Below are 18,787 nucleotides of genomic sequence, written 5' to 3' on the forward strand. Positions count from 1 at the left end.
TTCCCTGCGCCCGCCGGGCGCTTTAGGGTCACACCAGACCTACCCGGCTGAGGGCGGCGGTCAATAGAGAGGGGCAGGATGGTTCGGGTATTCCGTTGGACGCTGCGGCTGTTCACACTTGTCGTGGCGTTGGCTGCGGCCGCCGCGGCGCTGGTCTATTATTTCGCGGCAAGCTCCCTGCCGGACTATTCCGCGAACTACACGCTGGACGGCCTGACCGCCCCCGTGGAGATCGTGCGCGACAACGCCGACGTGCCCCACATCTTCGGCCAGACCGATGAAGACGTGTTCTTCGGCCTTGGATTCGCCCACGCGCAGGACCGGCTGTGGCAGATGACGCTGCTGCGCCGCACCGTGCAGGGCCGGCTGTCCGAACTCTTCGGCCCGCGCACCGTGCAGACCGACGAACTGATGCGCCGGCTGGACCTTTACCGGCTGGCGAGCCGTTCCGTTTCGGCGCAGGACGCGGACACCCAGGCCGCGCTGAAGGCCTATGCCGCGGGGGTCAACGCGTGGATCGAGACGGTCAACGCCGAGGCCCTGGGCCGTGGGGCGCCCGAATTCTTCCTTTTCACGCCCGAGATCGCCCCTTGGCAGCCCGCCGACTCGATTGCCGTCGCCAAACTGATGGCGCTCGACATGACCCCGCACATGCAGAACGAAGTCCTCCGCGCCCGCGCCTCGCTGACGCTTTCTTCGGAGCGGCTGGCCGACCTGATGCCGGACGTGCCCAAAGGGCTCGAGGGTGCGCTGCCGACCGATTACGGCGCACTGTTCCCCGACCTGCCCAAGATTGCGCGCGCGTCCACCTGGGAGCCGGGGCCGCTCATGCCGGTTGGCCCGCCGGCATTTGCCGGTGCCTCGAACGCCTGGGCCGCCGCGCCGGACCGCTCCGCCGCGGGCGGCACGCTGCTTGCCAACGACCCCCACATGGCGCTCACCGCCCCCACCATCTGGTACCTCGCCCGGCTGGAGCTTTCGAGCGGAGGCGTGATCGGCGGCACCCTGCCCGGCGTGCCGATGGTGTTGACCGGGCGGTCCGACAAGCTCGGCTGGGGCATCACCGTGGCCTACGCCGACGATCAGGACCTCTATATGGAGGAGTTGAACCCCGCCGACCGGCAGGAGTATCGCACCCCCGACGGCTGGCAAAAGTTCCGCACTGAGCGCTCCATCATTCGCGTCGCCGAGGAGCCGCCCGTCACCATCACCTTGCGCTGGACGGAAAACGGCCCCGTCCTGCCCGGCAGCCATTTCGACCTCGCGCAGGTCACGCCCAGGGGCCACGTCGCCGCGCTGGCGTGGACGGGCCTTTCCCCAGAGGACCGGTCCATGTCCGCCGGGCTGAAATTGATGCGCGCCAAATCAGTCGAAGAAGGCATGGAAGCGGGTCGCGATTTCGTCGCCCCCGCTCTCAACGTGACACTGGCGGATAGCGAATCGGTCGCGCTGCAGCTCTTTGGCGTCGTCCCCGAGCGGGACGCGGCGCATTACAGCAAGGGGCGGATGCCCTCGCTTGGCTGGCAAACCGAGAACCGATGGAAAGGTCGGCGGCCGTATGAGACCAACGCCCGCATCGCCAATCCGGCCGCCGGCATCCTCGGCAACACCAACAACCGCATCACCGAGGCGCCCTTCCCCGACAATATCAGCTTCCTGTGGGGCGATACGCAGCGCATCCAGCGGTGGCGCAAGCTGATGGCGGAGCGGGAGGTGCATACCCGCGAGAGCTTCATCGCCGCCCAGCTCGACACCGTCTCCGTCACTGCCCGATCCCTGTTGCCGTTGATCGCGCGGGATCTCTGGTACACCGGAGAGGCTGCACCCGACGGCACACCGGAGCGTCAGCGGCAGGTCGCCTTGCAACTCCTCGCCAACTGGAACGGCGAGATGAACGAGCACCTGCCGGAGCCGCTGATCTATGCTGCGTGGCTGCGGCAACTGCAGCAGAAGCTGATCGTGGACGAGATCGGGCCCCTGTCGCTGGAGTTCACACACCCCGATCCGATCTTTCTGGAGCGTGTGTTCCGCAACATCGACGGTGCCGCCGCCTGGTGCGACATCAAGCAGACCACCATCACCGAGACCTGCACAGACACCGCCCGGATCGCGCTGGACGAAGCGCTGCTCTGGATCGGGGAGCGGTACGGCACGTCGCTGGAAAGCCTTCGGTGGGGCGATGCGCACGAAGCCCGGCACGACCACCTGGTTCTCGGCAACGTGCCCATCCTGCAGTGGTTCGTGAACATTCGCCAATCGACCTCGGGCGGCGACAATACGTTGCAACGCGGACTGACCAAGGGAGATATGCCCGCCCCCTTCGCCAATGTGCACGCGGCGGGGTACCGGGGGGTCTATGACTTCGCAGACCCGGATTCCTCCGTCTTCATCACCGCGACCGGTCAATCCGGGCACCCGCTGAGCCGCCACTACGACGACCTCGGCGCGTTGTGGCGGCAGGGCGAATACATCCCCATGTCACTCAACCCCGAACTGGCGCGCGCCGGGGCCGTGGGGATCACCACGCTCTCTCCGCGTTAACGCACGGGCCCTCTGCGCGTCCGCAGGCTCCGGCACGGCTGGAATCCGTGTAAACTCCGGAACACGCAAAAAGGAGCTCCCTATGACCCCGCCCGTCAATCCTGCGACCCGGATCGGTCACGTACATCTGAAGGTCGCCGATCTGGAGCGTGCCATCGCGTTCTATTCTGGAGTCCTCGGGTTCGAGGTGCAGCAGCGCTACGGGCGCGGCGCGGCCTTTCTCTCGGCCGGCGGCTATCACCACCACATTGGGCTGAACACCTGGGAAAGCGCCGGAGGCACCCCGCCGCCGCCGGGGCATACAGGACTCTACCACACGGCCATTCTCTATCCCGATCGCGCGTCTCTGGCGGATGCCGTGGCGCGTGTTCTCCGTGCCGGCGTTCCGCTGGATGGTGCCGCCGACCACGGGGTCAGCGAGGCCGTCTATCTGCGCGATCCGGACGGAAACGGCGTGGAGCTTTACCGCGACCGGGCGCCGGAGGATTGGCCCCGCGACGATGACGGGGCGCTGGCCATGGGAAACTGGCCGCTCGACGTGGCGGCCCTGGTGAATGAGGCGGCGAGCGCCACCGGCCCCGAAGGTACGGAAACAGCCTGATCCCGCACAAATGCTCATCGGAGGTCCCCGCCGAACCCGCCCCATCTTCGCCGGCATCGTGAAGAAACTGTGGCGGCCACGCCCAACAAATGCCGCGAGAAAGTGCCATGCAGGTCGTCATCACTCTTTTAGGGACTGGAGATCGCGGTGAAAATTCTGAGAACGTGCCTGACAGCGGGTTTGGTGCTGTGCCTACCTGTTGCCTTGGGCGGACAGGGATGGGTCGATTTCTCCGACCTGGGGGCGGCCGTCGCAAAGCAAGGCGGCAATGGCGGCGGTAAGGGGAATGGCGGCAGCAACGGCGGTGGCAAAGGCAACAGCGGCGGCGGCAAAGGCAATAGCGACAGCAAGGGGAACAGCGGCGGTAGCAAAGGCAACAACGGCAACAAGGGAAACAGCGATAACGCCAAGAGTTCCAAGGGCGGCAGCTCAGTCGACAAAGGCAGTCGCACTGCCACGCGTTCCGATGGCGGCAAATCGTCCAACGGCAAAGGCCCGGGCGCCTTCTTCCGCAGCATCGGAAATGCCTTCAATCCCAAGAGCAGCCAGTCAAACAAGCCGGCGGCCACGGCCCGGACGACCACCACGAAAGCCGTGAAATCCAAACCGGTCAAGTCAGCGAAGACCACGGCACCGGCCCGCACGACAACGGTGAAGACATCTCCCAAGCCAGCGGCCCGTCCGGCGACCGCAGCAGCGGCGGCGACCACCCTGGCCATGGCGCATCCCTCCGAGCTCAAGAGCTTGAATTCGCTGAAACGCGATCTCAACGGCGTCATGAACAGCAAAGATCCGAAGATGGAGCCGTTCCGGGAGTACATCCAGGCCAGTGCCGAGCGGGAAACGGCCATGCAGTCCCTGATCGACGCTGAAAAGGCGCTCGCGGAAAGCTCGGATGTGTATGCGGGCTATGTCGACGAACTGGGCCTGGACCCCAAACTGGAGCTGGCCGAGGAGCAGCTCGCCACGCGCGCGGCAGAACTGGCAGCGTTGGAACCCGATCCCGACACGCCGGAATGGGACGCCTGGAACGCGGACATGCAGGAGGTTCTGGACGCCCAGAAGGCCCTTGATCAGGTCGCGGCCGACACCAAGCTGCGCAACGACTCCGAACTCGCCCTGACCGACGCGACGCTGGCCACAAACAGCACGGCCCTGCGCCAAGCCATCGCGGACTCCTACTACGCCACCGGCCAAGGTCCGATGACCGAGGCCGACGTCTCTCCGGAAGTGGAAGCCTGGGTTTCGCAGCAGCTCGGCGTCGGCGATGACGACGGCCTTATCGACGAATACATGGCCCGTTCGGGCATCGCCCCGGCTGAAGTCGACGACATCGACGTGGACGAGCCCGAGATCGGCGAGTTGGATGACGGCATCGATCCGACCGCCGGGGATGACACCGAGGTCACCGGCGACGACGGCCTGGAAACCGACCCAGGCGACGGGACCTACGTCGAGGACGAGACCGACCCGGCCCCGATCGATGACGGCACCGACGTCGCGGACGAGGACGGACTGGACCCGGACGTCGGGGACGGAACCGGCGCTGAGGACGGCGATGACGGCGAGTTGGTCGACGGGGACGGTACGGAAATCACCGACGGTGACTCCTCCGGCGACGACGAGGTCATCCCCGCCGAGGACCTCGCCTCGGCGGACGACGAACTGATCGTAGAGTAAGAAACAGGGCTGCCGCGTCACATGTCGCGGCGGCCCGTCATTCGACCGTGACGGACTTCGCGAGATTTCGCGGCTGATCGACGTCCGTCCCCTTGGCCACCGCCGCGTGATACGCCAGCAACTGCGCGGGCAAGGCATAGAGGATCGGGGCCAACATCGGCTCGACCTCCGGCAACGTCAGCGTCTTCCAGCAGCCGTCACCCGCCAGTTTCGCGCCCTTGGTATCGGTGATGAGCAACACCTTGCCCCCGCGCGCCATCACCTCCTGCATGTTGGACACGGTCTTGTCGAAGAGGTGGTCGGATGGGGCCATGACGATCACGGGAACGGACTTGTCCACCAGCGCGATCGGCCCATGCTTCAGCTCACCCGATGCATAGCCTTCGGCGTGTATGTAGCTGATCTCTTTCAGCTTCAACGCTCCCTCCATCGCCAGAGGGAACATGGCGCCGCGGCCTAGGAACAGCACGTCGCGCGCCTCTGCCACCGCCTTCGCGACACGGCCAATGTCGCCCGAGCGGGCAAGCGCGCTGTTCATCAGGCCGGGCATGTGGCGGAGAGCGGAGAGGTAGGCATCCATCTCCTCCCCATCCAACCGGCCTCGATCATGCGCCCCCTTCAGGGCCAGCAGGAACAGCACCGTCAGCTGGCAGGTGAACGCCTTCGTCGACGCCACCCCGATTTCAGCCCCCGCCCGGATCGGCAGGACGAGGTCGCTTTCACGGGCAATCGAACTCTCCGTGACGTTGACGACCGAGACGATCCGCGCCGCCTTGCCCTCGCAGTAGCGCAACGCGGCCAGCGTGTCGGCCGTCTCGCCGGACTGGCTGACGAACAAGGCCAGCGTGCGCGGCGGAATCGGCGGCTCGCGATAGCGGAATTCGCTGGCGATATCGACCTCGACGCTCAGCCCGGACAGCCGCTCGAACCAGTACTTGGCGACCACGCAGGCATAGTTCGCGGTACCGCAGGCGACCATAACGATCCGGTCGAACTCGCTGAAATCCAAACCGGGTTCGGGAAGCGAAATCGTATCGTCGCGCAGGTAGTGAGCCAGAGCGTCGCCCAGCACGGTCGGTTGCTCGGCGATCTCCTTGGCCATGAAATGCCGGTGTCCGCCCTTTTCGACCTGCGTGAGGTCGATGCTGACGGTCTGGATCGGCCGATCCACCAGGTGCCCCGCCTGATCGCGGATCTCCACCGAGCGCCGGCTCAGGCAGGCCCAATCGCCTTCCTCCAGATAGGTGATCATGTTCGTCATCGGCGCCAACGCCATGGCGTCCGACCCGACGTACACCTCGCCGTCGCCATACCCGATGGCCAGGGGAGAGCCGCGGCGCGCGACGATCATCAGGTCGTCCTCGCCGTCGAACAGCAGCGCAAGGGCGAAGGCGCCCTCCAACCGGGCGATGGCGGCGGCAGCAGCGTCCCGCGGGCTCATCCCCTTGCCGAGCATGTGTTGCACCAGAAGCGCGATGGTCTCGGTGTCCGTCTCGGTTTCAAACGGCAAACCCGCTGCTGCAAGTTCGGCCCGCAATTCTCTGAAATTTTCTATAATTCCGTTATGCACTACGGCGACTGGCCCGGCCCGGTGCGGGTGGGCATTTGCGACGTTTGGCGCGCCGTGGGTGGCCCAGCGGGTGTGTCCGATCCCGGACTTCCCGGGCAACGGATCATGGACGAGAAGGTCGGAGAGGTTCACGAGTTTGCCCACCGCGCGGCGGCGATCGAGCTTGCCGTCATCGACCGTGGCGATACCAGCGCTGTCGTACCCTCGATATTCCAGCCGCTTGAGCGCTTCGACCAGCAGCGGCGCCGCTTCATGCCGCCCCAGAACCCCTACGATTCCGCACATCAGCTTTCCCTTTCGCTGAGTTTCCTCTTTGCCGCGCGCAACTTTTCCATCATGCGCCGGGCCAGGCCCGGCTTGTTGACCTGCTTCGCCCGCCCAAGCGCGAGCGCTCCCGGCGGGACATCCGACGTGATGACGGAGCCGGAACCGGTCATCGCCTCGTCGCCCACCTTGACGGGGGCCACGAGCATGGTATTGGATCCAATAAAGACGCCCGCCCCAATTTCGGTCCGGTGCTTGAAGACGCCGTCGTAATTGCAGGTGATCGTCCCGGCACCAATGTTGCTGCCGGCTCCGATGCTGGCGTCGCCGATGTAGGTCAGGTGGTTGACCTTGGACCCGGTGTCCAGAACGCCATTCTTGATCTCCACGAAATTGCCGACGCGCACATCCTCGGCCAGTTCGGTGCCGGGCCGGAGCCGTGCGTAGGGGCCCACAACAGCCCCGCGGGAGACGTGGCAGCCCTCGAGATGGCTGAAAGCGCGGATGCGTGCGCCGGTTTCCACCGTAACGCCAAGGCCGAAGACGACATAGGGTTCGATTATCGCGTCGCGGCCGAGATAGGTGTCGAAGGCGAAGACAACCGTGTCCGGCGCCTCCAACGTGACCCCGTCGTCCATCGCGGCCAGCCGCGCGCGTGCTTGGAATGCAGCTTCCGAGGCGGCGAGGTCGGCGCGGGAATTGACGCCGAGCGTCTCGGACTCCTCGCAGGCCACCGCTGTGACCGAAAGCCCGCGCCCACGCGCAAGTCCGATGATGTCCGTCAGGTAGTATTCGCCGGATGCGTTGTCGTTACCGACCTCCTCTATCAGGTCGAACAGAAGATCCGATTCCGCGCAAATAACGCCTGAATTGCAGAACGTTATCGAGCGTTCCTCATCCGTCGCATCCTTGAACTCGACAATCCGCTCCAACGTGTCGCCATCCATCACCAGTCGCCCGTAGCGCCCCGGATTGGCGGCCTCGAATCCCAGCACGACAACCGCGTGATTGGCGCGCGCTTCCTTCATCGCACCCAGGGTCTCGGGCCGGATCAGCGGCGTATCACCGTACAGCACGATCACGTCGCCCCCGGCCCCGTCGAGCGCGAGCTGCGCCTGCTGCACGGCATGGGCCGTGCCCTTCTGTTCGGCCTGGAGAACAACCGTAACGTCCGGGTCGGCTTCCCGGGCCGCAGCTTCCACCCGGTCCGCGCCGTGTCCGGCAACCACGACGGTCCGCTCCGGCTCCAGGGCCGCACCGGACCGCATGGCGTGGTGTAAAAGCGGTGCGCCCGCAAGGCGGTGCAGGACCTTAGGCAGATCGGATTGCATTCGGGTGCCCTGGCCCGCGGCGAGGATGACTAGGCTGGTCGACATGGAACTGCTCTTTTCTTCTGCCTGTCTCCGTAATACGCGAGGACCTGCGCGCTGCAAGAGGCCTGCGGTCAAATGCGGTGACACGCTGAAACATGGCTCCCCGGGGCCACGCCGGGAGGGCGGACATGCGCACGGTGATCTTCGATCTGGATGGCACCCTCGCGGACACGAGCGGCGACCTGATCGCCGCCGCGAACGGGTGTTTCGAAAGCCTCGGCCACGGGGCGGTGCTTGACCCGGCATCCGACGCGGCGACGGCATTCCGCGGCGGACGGGCGATGTTGCGGCTCGGCTTTGCCCGACTGGGCGCCGAGGACGCGGAGGCACAGGTGGAGCGGGAGTATCCCCGGCTGTTGGAGCGCTATGGCGCGGCCATCGACGTCTACACCCGGCTCTACCCGGGCGCACTTGACGCGGTGGAGGCGTTGCGGTCCGCCGGTTTTACAATCGGAATCTGCACGAATAAGCCAGAGGCGCTGGCGGAGTTGTTACTGCGGCGGCTGGGCGTGCGGGGTGCCTTTGCCTCGCTGGTGGGCGCCGACACTTTGCCGGTGCGCAAGCCGGACCCCGCGCCCTACCGGGCGGCGGTGGAACGCGCGGGCGGGCAGGTGGAGCGCTCGCTGCTGGTCGGCGATACCGAGACCGACCGCGAGACGGCCCGCGCGGGCGGCGTTCCTTGCGTGCTGGTCACATTCGGCCCGGACGGGCGCGGTGTGGAGGCGCTCGGCCCGGAGGCGCTTCTCGACCGGTTCGATGCGCTGCCGGACCTTGTCGAACGTTTGCTGCCCTAAAGACCGAAACGATCTTTCTGGTGAAAGATCGTGCCTCCGGCGGGGATATTTTTAGACACAAGAAGCCTGTCAGGCACTTAGGACCTTGGCGAGGCGCGGGAGGCGGGCCTTTTTCAGCAGCGGGCGGATTTCGTGCGGGACGCCGTCCATGGTTTGCGCCTGGCGGAGAACGGTGGCCGCGGCCCGGGCCACAGCGTCCGGATTATCGAGCCACAGGCGGTACAGAAAGCTGTCCGGATCTTCCCGCGCCAGCCCCTCCTCCGCCAGCGTGTGGCGCGGGAAGTCCTTCGCGTTGTTGGTCAGGATCACGTCGGCGGAGCCTGCGATTGCGGCTGCGAGAACGTGAACGTCTGCGGGGTCCGGCAAGTACAGACGCGCCAGATCGCCCGCGCGCGGAGTGACGCTGGCATTCGGCCAGGCAGCTCGGGTCACGGCGATCTCCGCCCGGGCCTGCGCCTCGTCCAGCGGCCCCCGGCGTGCAGCGGCGCGGGCCCATTCCTCCAGCAACCGGTCCGACCAGAGCGGCTGGAACAAGCCTTCCCGCGCAACGGCCAGGACGATCTCGCGCATCACGGTGGGATACAGCACGCAGGCGTCGATCAGAACGCGGGTCATGGAGACAGCCGGAAGAACAGGGCCTTGAGGTATCCGCTCTCCGCCAGCTGCGGCAGCATCGGGTGGTCCGGCCCGGCAAAACCGGTGTGCAGAAGCTGCGCACGCCGCCCGCCGCGACCGATACCGCGCGCCGAGGCGTTGCGGAACCGCGTGAGATCCGCCGCGTGGGAGCAGGAGCAGAGCACGAGGAACCCGCCCGGCGCCACCAGCGGCGCGGCCAGACGCGCGACGCGCTCGTAGGCGCGCAGGCCCGCGTCCAGCGCCTGTTTCGACGGGGCGAAGGCCGGCGGGTCGCAAACCACGAGGTCGTAGGTCGCCCCTTCCGTGGCCAGCGCCTCCATGACCGCGAAGGCATCACCCTTGCGCGTGGTGAATTGCGCGGCCTGCCCCATCGCCTCCGCCCCGCGCGCGGCGAGGTCCAGCGCCGGCTCGGAGCCATCGACACAGAGCGCCTGATCGGCCCCTGCTGCCAGAGCAGCCAGCCCGAAACCGCCGACATGCGAAAACACGTCCAGCACCCGCGCACCGCGGGCCAACCGGGCGGCGAAGGCGTGGTTCGGACGCTGGTCGAAAAAGAGGCCCGTTTTCTGCCCGCCCAACAGATCAGCCATGTAGATCGCGCCATTCATCGGAACCGGCACGGGTCCATCAAGGGCGCCTTTCAGCAGGAGGGTCTCCTCCGGCAGTCCCTCCGGCCCCCGCGCGCGCCCGGTACCGTTCTTCACGATCACCGTGACGCCTGTCACGCGTTCCAGCGCCGCGGCAAGCTGGTCCAGACGCTGCTCGGCCCAGGCCGCGTTCGGCTGGATCACGGCCGCATCGCCGAAACGGTCGATCACCACACCCGGCAGCCCGTCTGCCTCGGCATGGACCAGCCGATAGAACGGGGCATCGAACAGCCGCTCTCGCAGCGACAGCGCACGCGCCAGGCGCTCCTCGAACCAGGCCGGTCCGATCTCCGCCTCCGGGTCGCGGTCGAGCACCCGCCCGATGATCTTCGAGGCCGGGTTCAGCGCGACGATACCGAGCGGCCGCCGTTCGGCGTCCTCCAACCGGGCGACAGTGCCGGCCGCGAGCGCCCGGGTCCGCCGGTCGGTGACAAGCTCGTCGGCGTAAACCCACGGGAAGCCGTGGCGCAGCGCACGCGCCTCCGCCTTGGGGCGCAGGCGAACGGTCGGGGTGGTTGAGAAATCTGCTGGGTCCGTCATGGCCGGACACGTAGCCCGTCCGGGCGGCGGGATAAAGACCATGACGGCAGGGTTGCACCGCCGTTTAATTGGCGGGACAGTCGAGCGCGCGGAAACGAAGGCCGCGTTTGCGCCGTTAGCGCTAAACTGTTACAGCATCCGGCAAAAGCGAAGGAGAGACGCATGGAACTCAATCCCACGGTCGCACGTGTGACCGAGCGCATCGCCGACCGCAGCCGCGACAGCCGCCAGAGCTACCTCGACCGCATGCGCGCCGCCGCCGAGGCCGGGCCGGCGCGGGCGCATCTGACCTGCGGCAACCAGGCCCATGCCTATGCCGCCATGGGGCGGGACAAGGACTCACTGGCCGAAGGGCGCGCGCCGAACATCGGCATCGTGACCGCCTATAACGACATGCTCTCGGCGCACCAGCCATACGAGCGTTTCCCCGACCTCATCCGCACCGCCGCCCGCGAGGCCGGCGCGACCGCTCAGGTGGCCGGAGGGGTCCCAGCGATGTGCGATGGCGTGACCCAGGGACAAACGGGGATGGAGCTGAGCCTGTTCTCGCGGGACGTGATCGCGATGGCCTCGGCCGTGGCGCTCAGCCACAACACCTTCGACAGCGCCCTGTTCCTCGGGGTCTGTGACAAGATCGTTCCGGGACTGGTGATGGCCGCGGCGAGTTTCTCGCACCTGCCAGCGGTTTTCGTTCCGGCGGGGCCGATGACCAGCGGGCTGCCGAACGACGAGAAGGCTAAGGTTCGACAGCAATTCGCCACCGGCGAGGTCGGCCGCGACCGTCTGATGGAGGCGGAGATGGCTTCCTACCACGGACCGGGCACCTGCACCTTTTACGGCACGGCGAACACCAACCAGATGTTGATGGAGTTCATGGGCCTGCACCTGCCGGGCGCAAGCTTTGTCACGCCCAACACGCCACTGCGCGATGCGTTGACGGTGGCAGCGGCGAAGCGCGCGGCGGAGATCACGGCGCTCGGCAATGCCTATACGCCGGTGGGCGAGATTCTGGACGAACGGACCTTTGTCAACGGCATCGTCGGGCTGATGGCAACGGGCGGGTCGACCAACCTGATCCTGCACCTGCCTGCGATGGCCCGGGCCGCCGGCGTTCTGCTGGCATTGGAGGACTTCGCGGATCTGTCCGAAGCAACGCCGCTTCTGGCCAAGGTCTACCCCAACGGATTGGCGGACGTGAACCACTTCCACGCGGCGGGCGGGCTCGGCTACATGATCGGCGAGTTGCTCGAGGCCGGTCTGCTGCACCCCGACACCCGCACAGTAGCGGGCGACGGGCTGGAGCGCTACACGCAGGACCCGAAACTGCGCGACGGCGAGCTGGTTTGGGAAGCCGGGTCGAGGACCAGCCAGAACGAGAAGATCCTGCGCCCCGCCGCCACGCCCTTTCAGCCGACGGGCGGGTTGAAGCAGCTTTCCGGCTCGCTTGGACAAGGGGTCATCAAGGTCTCGGCCGTTGCGCCCGAGCGGCATGTCATCGAGGCGCGCGCCCGGGTGTTCCACGACCAGCAGTCGGTGAAGGACGCCTTCAAGGCGGGCGAGTTCACCGAGGACACCGTGGTCGTCGTCCGCTTCCAGGGGCCGGGTGCCAACGGGATGCCGGAGTTGCACGGACTAACCCCCACGCTCGCCGTGCTTCAGGATCGCGGGCTCAAGGTGGCGCTGGTGACAGACGGTCGGATGTCCGGCGCGTCCGGCAAGGTTCCGGCAGCGATCCACGTCAGCCCGGAGGCCGCGGCCGGCGGGCCACTGGCGCGGGTGCGCGATGGCGACCTTGTCCGCGTCGATGCGGTGGCCGGAACGCTGGACGTGCTGGAGGACGGTTTCACGGATCGTACACCGGTTCAGGCAGATCTTTCGGCCAACTCTTTCGGGCTGGGCAGAGACCTGTTCGAGACCTTCCGGAGAAACGTGGGGCCGTCGACCGAAGGGGCCTGCTCCGTTCTCTGACGTTCGGCATTGGCCGGGACAGTGTCCCGGCCCGGCCCTATTGCGCAGCCATCACTCGGCGGCGGTTTTCAGTTTGAATCCGCGCTCCACCATGTCGGCCGGCTCCACAGGGTATTCGCCCGAGAAACAAGCGTCGCAATACTGCGGGCACTCAGGTTTGCGCCCGCCTGCCTCGCCGACGGCTCGGTAAAGCCCGTCCAGCGAGATGAAACGCAGGCTGTCCACCGCCAGATGCTCCCGCATCTCGGATTCGGACATCGTGGCAGCGAGGAGTTTCTCCCGCTTCGGCGTATCCACCCCGTAGAAGCACGGCCAAGCGGTCGGCGGACTGGCAATGCGGAAGTGCACTTCCTTCGCCCCGGCATCCAGAATCATGTCCTTGATCTTGCGGCTTGTGGTGCCGCGGACGACGGAGTCGTCCACCAGGATCACCCGTTTGCCCTTGATGAGCGCGCGGTTGACGTTGAGCTTCAGACGCACGCCCATGTTTCGGATCTGCTCGGTGGGCTCGATGAAAGTGCGGCCCATGTACTGGTTGCGTATGATTCCCATGGCATAGGGAATGCCGCTCTCCTGGCTGAACCCGATCGCGGCGGGGGTGCCGGAATCGGGCACCGGGCAAACCAGATCCGCATCCACCGGCGCCTCGCGCGCCAGTTCCACACCGATCTGGCGGCGGGTTTCATAGACGGAGCGGCCGCCGAGGATGGAATCGGGGCGGCTGAAGTAGACGTGTTCGAAGATGCAGAAACGGGAGGACTTCGCCTCGAACGGTCTGTGACTGCGCAGTCCGGTCTCGGGCGTGACAACGACCATTTCGCCCGGTTCGACCTCCCGCACAAACTCGGCGCCGATAATGTCGAGCGCGCAGGTTTCCGACGACAGCACCCATCCGTCGCCGATCCTGCCGAGCACCAGTGGCCGCACGCCCAGCGGGTCCCTTACGCCAATCAGCTTGGTCCGGGTCATCGCCACCACGGAGAAGGCCCCTTCGACCCTGCGCAGCGCATCCTTCATCCGCTCGGGGATGTCGCGCTGCAGAGAGCGCGCCATCAGGTGGATGATGCATTCGCTGTCCGACGAGGACTGGAAGATCGAGCCGCGCTCGATCAACTCCCGCCGCAGCGCCTCGGCATTGGTGATATTGCCGTTGTGCGCAATCGCGGCGCCGCCCATGGAGAATTCTCCGAAGAACGGTTGGACGTCGCGAATCTCCGTCCGGCCCTTGGACCCGGCGGTGGAGTAGCGGACATGGCCGATGGCCAGCTCCCCCGGAAGGGTCTCCATCAACTTGGCGGAGGTGAAGTTGTCCCGCACGTAGCCGAATCGCCGGGCGGAATGGAAGCCCGTCGTCGTGTTGTGGGTGACAATCCCGCCTGCCTCCTGCCCGCGATGCTGCAACGCATGCAGGCCGAGGGCGACGAAATTGGCGGCATCGGCGACACCAAACACACCGAAGACGCCACATTCCTCGCGGAGTTTGTCGTCGTCGAAGGGGTGGGCATAGTGGGTCCGTGTCGTCTCAGGTGCAGAAGACATGAGGCAGGAGGCTCCGAATCCGGACAGAAAATCTAGGCGGCGTCGCCTATGTACGGCGTTGTGCGGCCGGTGTCATCCCTTTGTCACGGCACCGTGTATAGGACGGGCCGTGCGGGAACCCGACGCCGTGCCGGGCACAGGCCTCAGCCCGCGTCAGCCTCGGGCGGCGTCTCCGGCGTCAGGGCTGCGTCCGTCTCCGCCCCGCAGGCGGACTCGATCAACGCTTCGAACTTGGTGGTGAGCCACTGCAGAGCGGTTTCCTGATCGGCGATCTCGCCGCTGACCTTCTGCTGCATGGAGGCGAACACCTGCGCCGACCGGCTGTTTTCCACGATATCGATACCTTCGGAGCCGACAGCGAAATCATAGACGACAAGCGCGATCACGATCAGCAGCACCCCGCGCACGACCCCGAACAGGAAGCCGAGCCCCTGGTCGATCGCATTGAGCGCCGATCGTTGGACGACGGAGGAAAACACCGGCGTGAACAGGGCGAAGACCACAAGCGCCAAGGCGAACACCCCGGCAAAAGCGGCAATCGTTGCGGCGGTGCAGTTGTCGAGGAAGTCCCGCAGAACCGGGATCTCACGCACCAACGGCTCTGCCTGCGGCGCGAAGATATAGGCCAGCACGGCCGCTGCAATCCATCCGGCGATCGCCAGCGCTTCCCGCACGAACCCGCGGGAATAGGCGAGAATCGCCGAGAAGATGATGATGACGGCGACGCCCGCGTCGACGATGGTAAAACCTTCCATGCCCTGCCTTCCTGCCCCGGACCTTTCGTAAGTCTCCGGCTTCTAGCCTGCGCCGAACATTTCGCCGACGAATGCGGTCAGGTCCGAAACCTGCCGCATCGAGACGCCGTCGGGGGCCTTCACCTTGGACCGCTCCGGCAACGCCGCTTGCGAAAAACCAAGTTTCTGCGCCTCTTTCAACCTGTTTTCTGTCTGACCCACTGGCCTTAGCGCGCCAGTGAGACTTATTTCCCCGAATACGACCATATCCGGCGGCAAAGCCACGTCTTCGCGCGCCGATAGTAGCGCCGCGGCCACAGCCAGATCGGCCGCTGGTTCGCTCACCCGGATGCCGCCGGCCACATTGAGATAGACGTCGAGCCCGGCGAACGGGATGGAGCAGCGCGCTTCCAGCACTGCGAGGATCATCGCCAGGCGCCCGCTGTCCCACCCCACGACCGTTCGGCGCGCTTGCGCGGTCGGGCTGGGCGCGACGAGCGCCTGGAATTCCACCAGCACAGGCCGCGTGCCCTCGATCCCGGCGAAGACTGCCGTACCCGGCGCCCGCGTCTCCCGGTCCGAAAGGAACAGCGCGGAGGGATTCGTCACCTGGCGCAGCCCCTCGCCCGTCATTTCGAACACACCGATCTCGTCGGCCGGGCCGAAGCGGTTTTTCACCGCGCGCAGGATGCGGAACTGGTGCCCCCGCTCACCCTCGAAGTAAAGAACAGTGTCCACCATGTGCTCCACGACACGCGGGCCCGCGATCTGGCCCTCTTTGGTGACATGGCCGACGAGGATCACAGCCGTTCCCCGCCGCTTGGCAAAAGTCACAAGCTCATGCGCGGCCGCGCGGACCTGGCTGACAGAGCCGGGAGCGGCCTCCACGTTGTCGGACCACATGGTCTGCACGGAATCGATGATGGCGAGGTCGGGCCGCTCGCGGTCCAGCGTCGTCAGGATGTCCCGCAGGTTGGTTTCGGCGGCGAGCCGAACCGGGGCCTTCCCCAGCCCGAGCCGCTGCGCCCGCATCCGCACCTGTGCGCTCGCCTCCTCACCGGAGACATAGATGCAGGACAGCCCGGCTTCTGCGAATCTCGCCGCTGCCTGCAACAGGAGCGTGGACTTGCCGATCCCCGGGTCGCCCCCCACCAGAAGCGCCGAGGCGGGGACGAGACCGCCGCCCAGAACGCGGTCGAGTTCCTCCAAGCCGGCGCGCGTGCGGGGCGGCGGCGCTTCCTCGGTCGCCAGGTCCATCAGCGCCAGCGTCTGGCCCCGCCCTCCCCCGAGCGATTTCTTCGTGGGGCCGGCGGACAGGGGCGCCTCTTCCTGAATGGTGTTCCAGGCGCCGCACGCATCGCAGCGCCCCGACCAGCGGGGATGCGTGGCGCCACACTCGGCGCAGACGAATGTCAGCGGTTTGGCCATGGCCGACAGATGCCCTAGCCGCCCGCCCGCGGCAACCCGCCCCGGCGTTCAGTGAGAAGTCCGAGGGCGAACGAGGCCAGAATACACGCGGTAAAGAGGTAAAGCCCCCACGCCGTCTCCACCCGCCCGACGCCCACACCCTTCGCGATGACGATGTAGAGCGCGATCAGGAAGATGTCGGCCATCGCCAGTCGCCCCAACACCTCCAGCGCGGGAAGAAGGCGCCTACGCGCGATCCGGAAATGCACCAGCGCCAATCCGATTGTCTTGAGGTACGGCGCGAAGAGCGCGAAGGAAGTGACCAGCAGCGCGAGAAAAATGTCGGTTTTCCAGAGCGCCTGAAGCCCCGAGATCACCGAGATCTCGCTCATCGCGAAGAACGGCAGCAAGCCCGCCCGCATCAGGGGCGCAAACCACGCCACCGGGTACAGCAGCAGGAGGGAGAGGTTGGCGTATTTCAGGATGGTCATGGCCCCGCCCATATAGGGGGCCGAGCCGTGCATGGACAGCCCGGACCGCGCTTTCGCGTGCAAATCCTTCCCCAAAGCCCGGTCCGTTTGACCGCCCTCACATTGCAAGGTTCGTGGCGCCGCCATCGAGCAGGATGTTCTGCCCGACGATAAAGCTCGCGTGCTGAGAACACAGGAACGCGCACATGGCGCCGAAGTCCTCCGGCGTGCCGTAGCGCCGCGCCGGAATCGTCTCCAGCCGTTGTTCCCGGGCCTCCTGCGGGGTGATGCCCGCCGAGGTCGCCGCGCCCGCATCAAGGCTCTCCGCCCGCGCCGTGTCGTGAATGCCGGGCAGCAGGTTGTTGATCGTCACGCCCTTTGGCGCCACCTGCCGCGCCGTGCCCGCCACGTAGCCAGTCAGCCCCGCGCGGGCGCTGTTCGAAAGGCCGAGCTGCGGAATCGGCGCCTTGACCGAGACGGAGGTGATGTTGACCACCCTGCCCCAGCCGGCCTCCATCATGCCCGGCACTTGCGCCTTCATCAGGGCGATCGGCGCGAGCATATTGGCATCGAGCGCCTTGATGAAGTCGTCGCGCTCCCAGTCTGTCCACATGCCCGGCGGCGGCCCTCCGGCGTTGGTGACGAGGATGTCCACCTGCCCCGCGGCCTCCAGCACCTCGGCGCGGCCCGCCTCCTCCGTGATGTCCGCCGCAACCGCCGTCACCTGCACGCCGTGGGCCGCGCGGATGGCGTCCGCCGCCGCCTCCAGCGCCTCCGCGCCGCGGGCATTCATCACCAGATCGACCCCGGCGGCGGCCAAGGCTTCCGCGCAGCCACGCCCCAACCCCTTCGAGGACGCCGTCACCAATGCCCGCTTGCCCGCAATTCCGAGATCCATCACTCGTTCTCCTTTGATGCCTTGATCGCGCCGCACCCTGCCGCGCCATGGCCGCCGCCGCAAGCAGGGGCGCGGAGTTTCACGCGCTCGAATTCGACTTCCAAGAGAAGATTTCTGCTGTACGCCTAATGATGATAACCTTGGAAGTTACCTCACGCGCTCCCGCCCCGTGTTCGACGCAAGGTACATCTCAGGTCGCGACCAGCCTGTGAATCACCGGGTCCCACTGTGCCCGCATCGGCCGATAGACGGCCTGAGTCCGGTCGAAGATGGACAACCCCTCTTCGGCCAGATCGCCATAGGCGACCCGTTCCGAGATCCGCGCCACGGGGTCGTGCCCGATCTTGGCGAAGAAGGTATCGAGGCGGTCGTTCGCCCGGCCGCGCGGCTTGACCCGATTGGCGAGCAGTTCGATTTGGACCTTGCCCTTCCGAATGCGCTTGATGTCCTGAAGGTCCTTCAGGAACCGCTTGGTGCTGTCGGCATCGAAGAAGGACGGCATGACGGGGCAGATCACCGCTTTCGCCTCGGCCACCAGGGTCTGGCTTTCGTCATCGTACAGCGCGCCGGGGGCATCGATGACGACCCACTCCACACCCTTCGGCACCGCGCCCAGGGATTTGCGGGAGGTCCAGTCGAGATGCGTGATCTTGGGGACACCGGCGGGGCGGCGCTTCAACCAGCGGGTGGTGGACTTCTGCAGATCGGCGTCGGCCAGCGCGACCTTCCAACCGCCGTCGGCCAGCGCCGCGGCCAGAGTAATGGCCGTCGTCGTCTTGCCGCAGCCGCCCTTCCGGTTGGCGATCAGCACCGTTTTCATCTGCACGTCCCCCTGTCAGTCTACATCATCTTGCTCGAAGGGACGGGTGACGTTGCGACGAATGCTGCAACGACGCTCTGCGGTTCGCCCCCGGTCCCTTTTGTCTCCTGCCCAGCCTCTTGCCAGATGCCCCCTACCTTTATGGACGAATGCCCGGCGACCACAACCGGCCCACGCGTTTCCGAGCGACACCTGAGACAGCGCCCGGATCACCAGCGTGTGCGAGTTGCCCGCATGCAATCTGCGCCAAGGGCCTGCTGGGTAGGCGGAAATTCTCTGTAACTGCGGTTATAGGCCCGTAAACT

General features: G+C 66.4%; 15 protein-coding genes. 5 read left to right on the forward strand and 10 right to left on the reverse strand.

The window, feature by feature from the left end; genetic code table 11:
• Positions 1–78 precede the first annotated feature (78 nt).
• From BM075_RS01445 to BM075_RS24320, 3 genes are all read left to right on the forward strand, one after another.
• Complete coding sequence (locus BM075_RS01445; protein ID WP_093358743.1) at positions 79–2,541, forward strand: penicillin acylase family protein; 2,463 nt, start codon at positions 79–81, stop codon at positions 2,539–2,541.
• An 82-nt stretch (positions 2,542–2,623) separates the two neighbouring features.
• Complete coding sequence (locus BM075_RS01450) at positions 2,624–3,142, forward strand: VOC family protein (protein WP_093358745.1); 519 nt, start codon at positions 2,624–2,626, stop codon at positions 3,140–3,142.
• 147 nt (positions 3,143–3,289) lie between these two features.
• A complete protein-coding gene (locus BM075_RS24320) occupies positions 3,290–4,822 on the forward strand; it encodes a hypothetical protein (protein WP_177208209.1) in 1,533 nt (510 codons plus the stop codon).
• A 37-nt stretch (positions 4,823–4,859) separates the two neighbouring features.
• Here the strand turns inward: BM075_RS24320 and glmS are convergent, their stop codons facing one another.
• Positions 4,860–6,677: a glutamine--fructose-6-phosphate transaminase (isomerizing) gene (glmS, locus tag BM075_RS01465; RefSeq protein WP_093358751.1), complete on the reverse strand. Its 1,818-nt coding sequence runs from the start codon at positions 6,675–6,677 to the stop codon at positions 4,860–4,862.
• Entirely contained in the window at positions 6,677–8,032 is a 1,356-nt protein-coding gene (gene glmU, locus BM075_RS01470) for a bifunctional UDP-N-acetylglucosamine diphosphorylase/glucosamine-1-phosphate N-acetyltransferase GlmU (protein ID WP_093358753.1), read from the reverse strand. The genes glmS and glmU overlap by 1 nt, the downstream gene beginning before the upstream one ends.
• Before the next feature lie 125 nt (positions 8,033–8,157).
• On the opposite strand from glmU, the gene BM075_RS01475 reads away from it, so the two are divergent.
• On the forward strand, positions 8,158–8,823 hold the full coding sequence (locus BM075_RS01475) for an HAD-IA family hydrolase (protein WP_093358755.1): 666 nt from the start codon (positions 8,158–8,160) through the stop codon (positions 8,821–8,823).
• Positions 8,824–8,892: 69 nt separating this feature from the next.
• Here BM075_RS01475 and BM075_RS01480 read toward each other — a convergent pair whose 3' ends face one another.
• Together BM075_RS01480 and BM075_RS01485 are read right to left on the reverse strand one after the other, a co-directional pair.
• Positions 8,893–9,438 carry an RSP_2648 family PIN domain-containing protein gene (locus BM075_RS01480; RefSeq protein WP_093358757.1) on the reverse strand — a complete coding sequence of 182 codons (546 nt, stop codon included), beginning with the start codon at positions 9,436–9,438 and terminating at the stop codon, positions 8,893–8,895.
• Positions 9,435–10,646 (reverse strand): RSP_2647 family RNA methyltransferase, encoded by a 1,212-nt coding sequence (locus tag BM075_RS01485; RefSeq protein ID WP_093358759.1) that lies wholly within the window; start codon positions 10,644–10,646, stop codon positions 9,435–9,437. The genes BM075_RS01480 and BM075_RS01485 overlap by 4 nt, the downstream gene beginning before the upstream one ends.
• Before the next feature lie 162 nt (positions 10,647–10,808).
• On the opposite strand from BM075_RS01485, the gene edd reads away from it, so the two are divergent.
• On the forward strand, positions 10,809–12,614 hold the full coding sequence (edd, locus tag BM075_RS01490) for a phosphogluconate dehydratase (protein WP_093358761.1): 1,806 nt from the start codon (positions 10,809–10,811) through the stop codon (positions 12,612–12,614).
• Between the two features lie 51 nt (positions 12,615–12,665).
• On the opposite strand, the gene purF is transcribed toward edd, so the two are convergent.
• From purF to BM075_RS01520, 6 genes are all read right to left on the reverse strand, one after another.
• Complete coding sequence (gene purF, locus BM075_RS01495) at positions 12,666–14,153, reverse strand: amidophosphoribosyltransferase (protein ID WP_093358763.1); 1,488 nt, start codon at positions 14,151–14,153, stop codon at positions 12,666–12,668.
• Between the two features lie 143 nt (positions 14,154–14,296).
• Entirely contained in the window at positions 14,297–14,908 is a 612-nt protein-coding gene (locus BM075_RS01500) for a CvpA family protein (protein ID WP_093358765.1), read from the reverse strand.
• Positions 14,909–14,950: 42 nt separating this feature from the next.
• Entirely contained in the window at positions 14,951–16,315 is a 1,365-nt protein-coding gene (radA, locus tag BM075_RS01505; protein ID WP_093358767.1) for a DNA repair protein RadA, read from the reverse strand.
• 14 nt (positions 16,316–16,329) lie between these two features.
• Positions 16,330–16,779: a paraquat-inducible protein A gene (locus tag BM075_RS01510; RefSeq protein ID WP_093359380.1), complete on the reverse strand. Its 450-nt coding sequence runs from the start codon at positions 16,777–16,779 to the stop codon at positions 16,330–16,332.
• A 103-nt stretch (positions 16,780–16,882) separates the two neighbouring features.
• Positions 16,883–17,662, reverse strand: coding sequence for an SDR family oxidoreductase (locus BM075_RS01515; protein WP_093358769.1), 780 nt, complete (start codon positions 17,660–17,662; stop codon positions 16,883–16,885).
• Positions 17,663–17,852: 190 nt separating this feature from the next.
• Complete coding sequence (locus BM075_RS01520; RefSeq protein WP_093358771.1) at positions 17,853–18,482, reverse strand: ParA family protein; 630 nt, start codon at positions 18,480–18,482, stop codon at positions 17,853–17,855.
• Positions 18,483–18,787: the final 305 nt, after the last annotated feature.

Origin of the sequence: Tropicimonas isoalkanivorans (assembly GCF_900112335.1) — a bacterium.
GTDB classification, from domain to species: domain Bacteria; phylum Pseudomonadota; class Alphaproteobacteria; order Rhodobacterales; family Rhodobacteraceae; genus Tropicimonas; species Tropicimonas isoalkanivorans.

Bases quoted from the DNA above. Each gene is read 5' to 3' on its own strand.
- BM075_RS01445 (WP_093358743.1), top strand. From the start codon at position 79: ATGGTTCGGGTATTCCGTTGGACGCTGCGGCTGTTCACACTTGTCGTG.
- edd (WP_093358761.1), top strand. From the start codon at position 10,809: ATGGAACTCAATCCCACGGTCGCACGTGTGACCGAGCGCATCGCCGAC.
- BM075_RS01480 (WP_093358757.1), bottom strand. From the start codon at position 9,438: ATGACCCGCGTTCTGATCGACGCCTGCGTGCTGTATCCCACCGTGATG.
- BM075_RS01515 (WP_093358769.1), bottom strand. From the start codon at position 17,662: ATGGATCTCGGAATTGCGGGCAAGCGGGCATTGGTGACGGCGTCCTCG.
- purF (WP_093358763.1), bottom strand. From the start codon at position 14,153: ATGTCTTCTGCACCTGAGACGACACGGACCCACTATGCCCACCCCTTC.
- glmS (WP_093358751.1), bottom strand. From the start codon at position 6,677: ATGTGCGGAATCGTAGGGGTTCTGGGGCGGCATGAAGCGGCGCCGCTG.
- BM075_RS01520 (WP_093358771.1), bottom strand. From the start codon at position 18,482: ATGAAAACGGTGCTGATCGCCAACCGGAAGGGCGGCTGCGGCAAGACG.
- glmU (WP_093358753.1), bottom strand. From the start codon at position 8,032: ATGTCGACCAGCCTAGTCATCCTCGCCGCGGGCCAGGGCACCCGAATG.
- radA (WP_093358767.1), bottom strand. From the start codon at position 16,315: ATGGCCAAACCGCTGACATTCGTCTGCGCCGAGTGTGGCGCCACGCAT.
- BM075_RS01485 (WP_093358759.1), bottom strand. From the start codon at position 10,646: ATGACGGACCCAGCAGATTTCTCAACCACCCCGACCGTTCGCCTGCGC.
- BM075_RS01500 (WP_093358765.1), bottom strand. From the start codon at position 14,908: ATGGAAGGTTTTACCATCGTCGACGCGGGCGTCGCCGTCATCATCATC.
- BM075_RS01475 (WP_093358755.1), top strand. From the start codon at position 8,158: ATGCGCACGGTGATCTTCGATCTGGATGGCACCCTCGCGGACACGAGC.
- BM075_RS01450 (WP_093358745.1), top strand. From the start codon at position 2,624: ATGACCCCGCCCGTCAATCCTGCGACCCGGATCGGTCACGTACATCTG.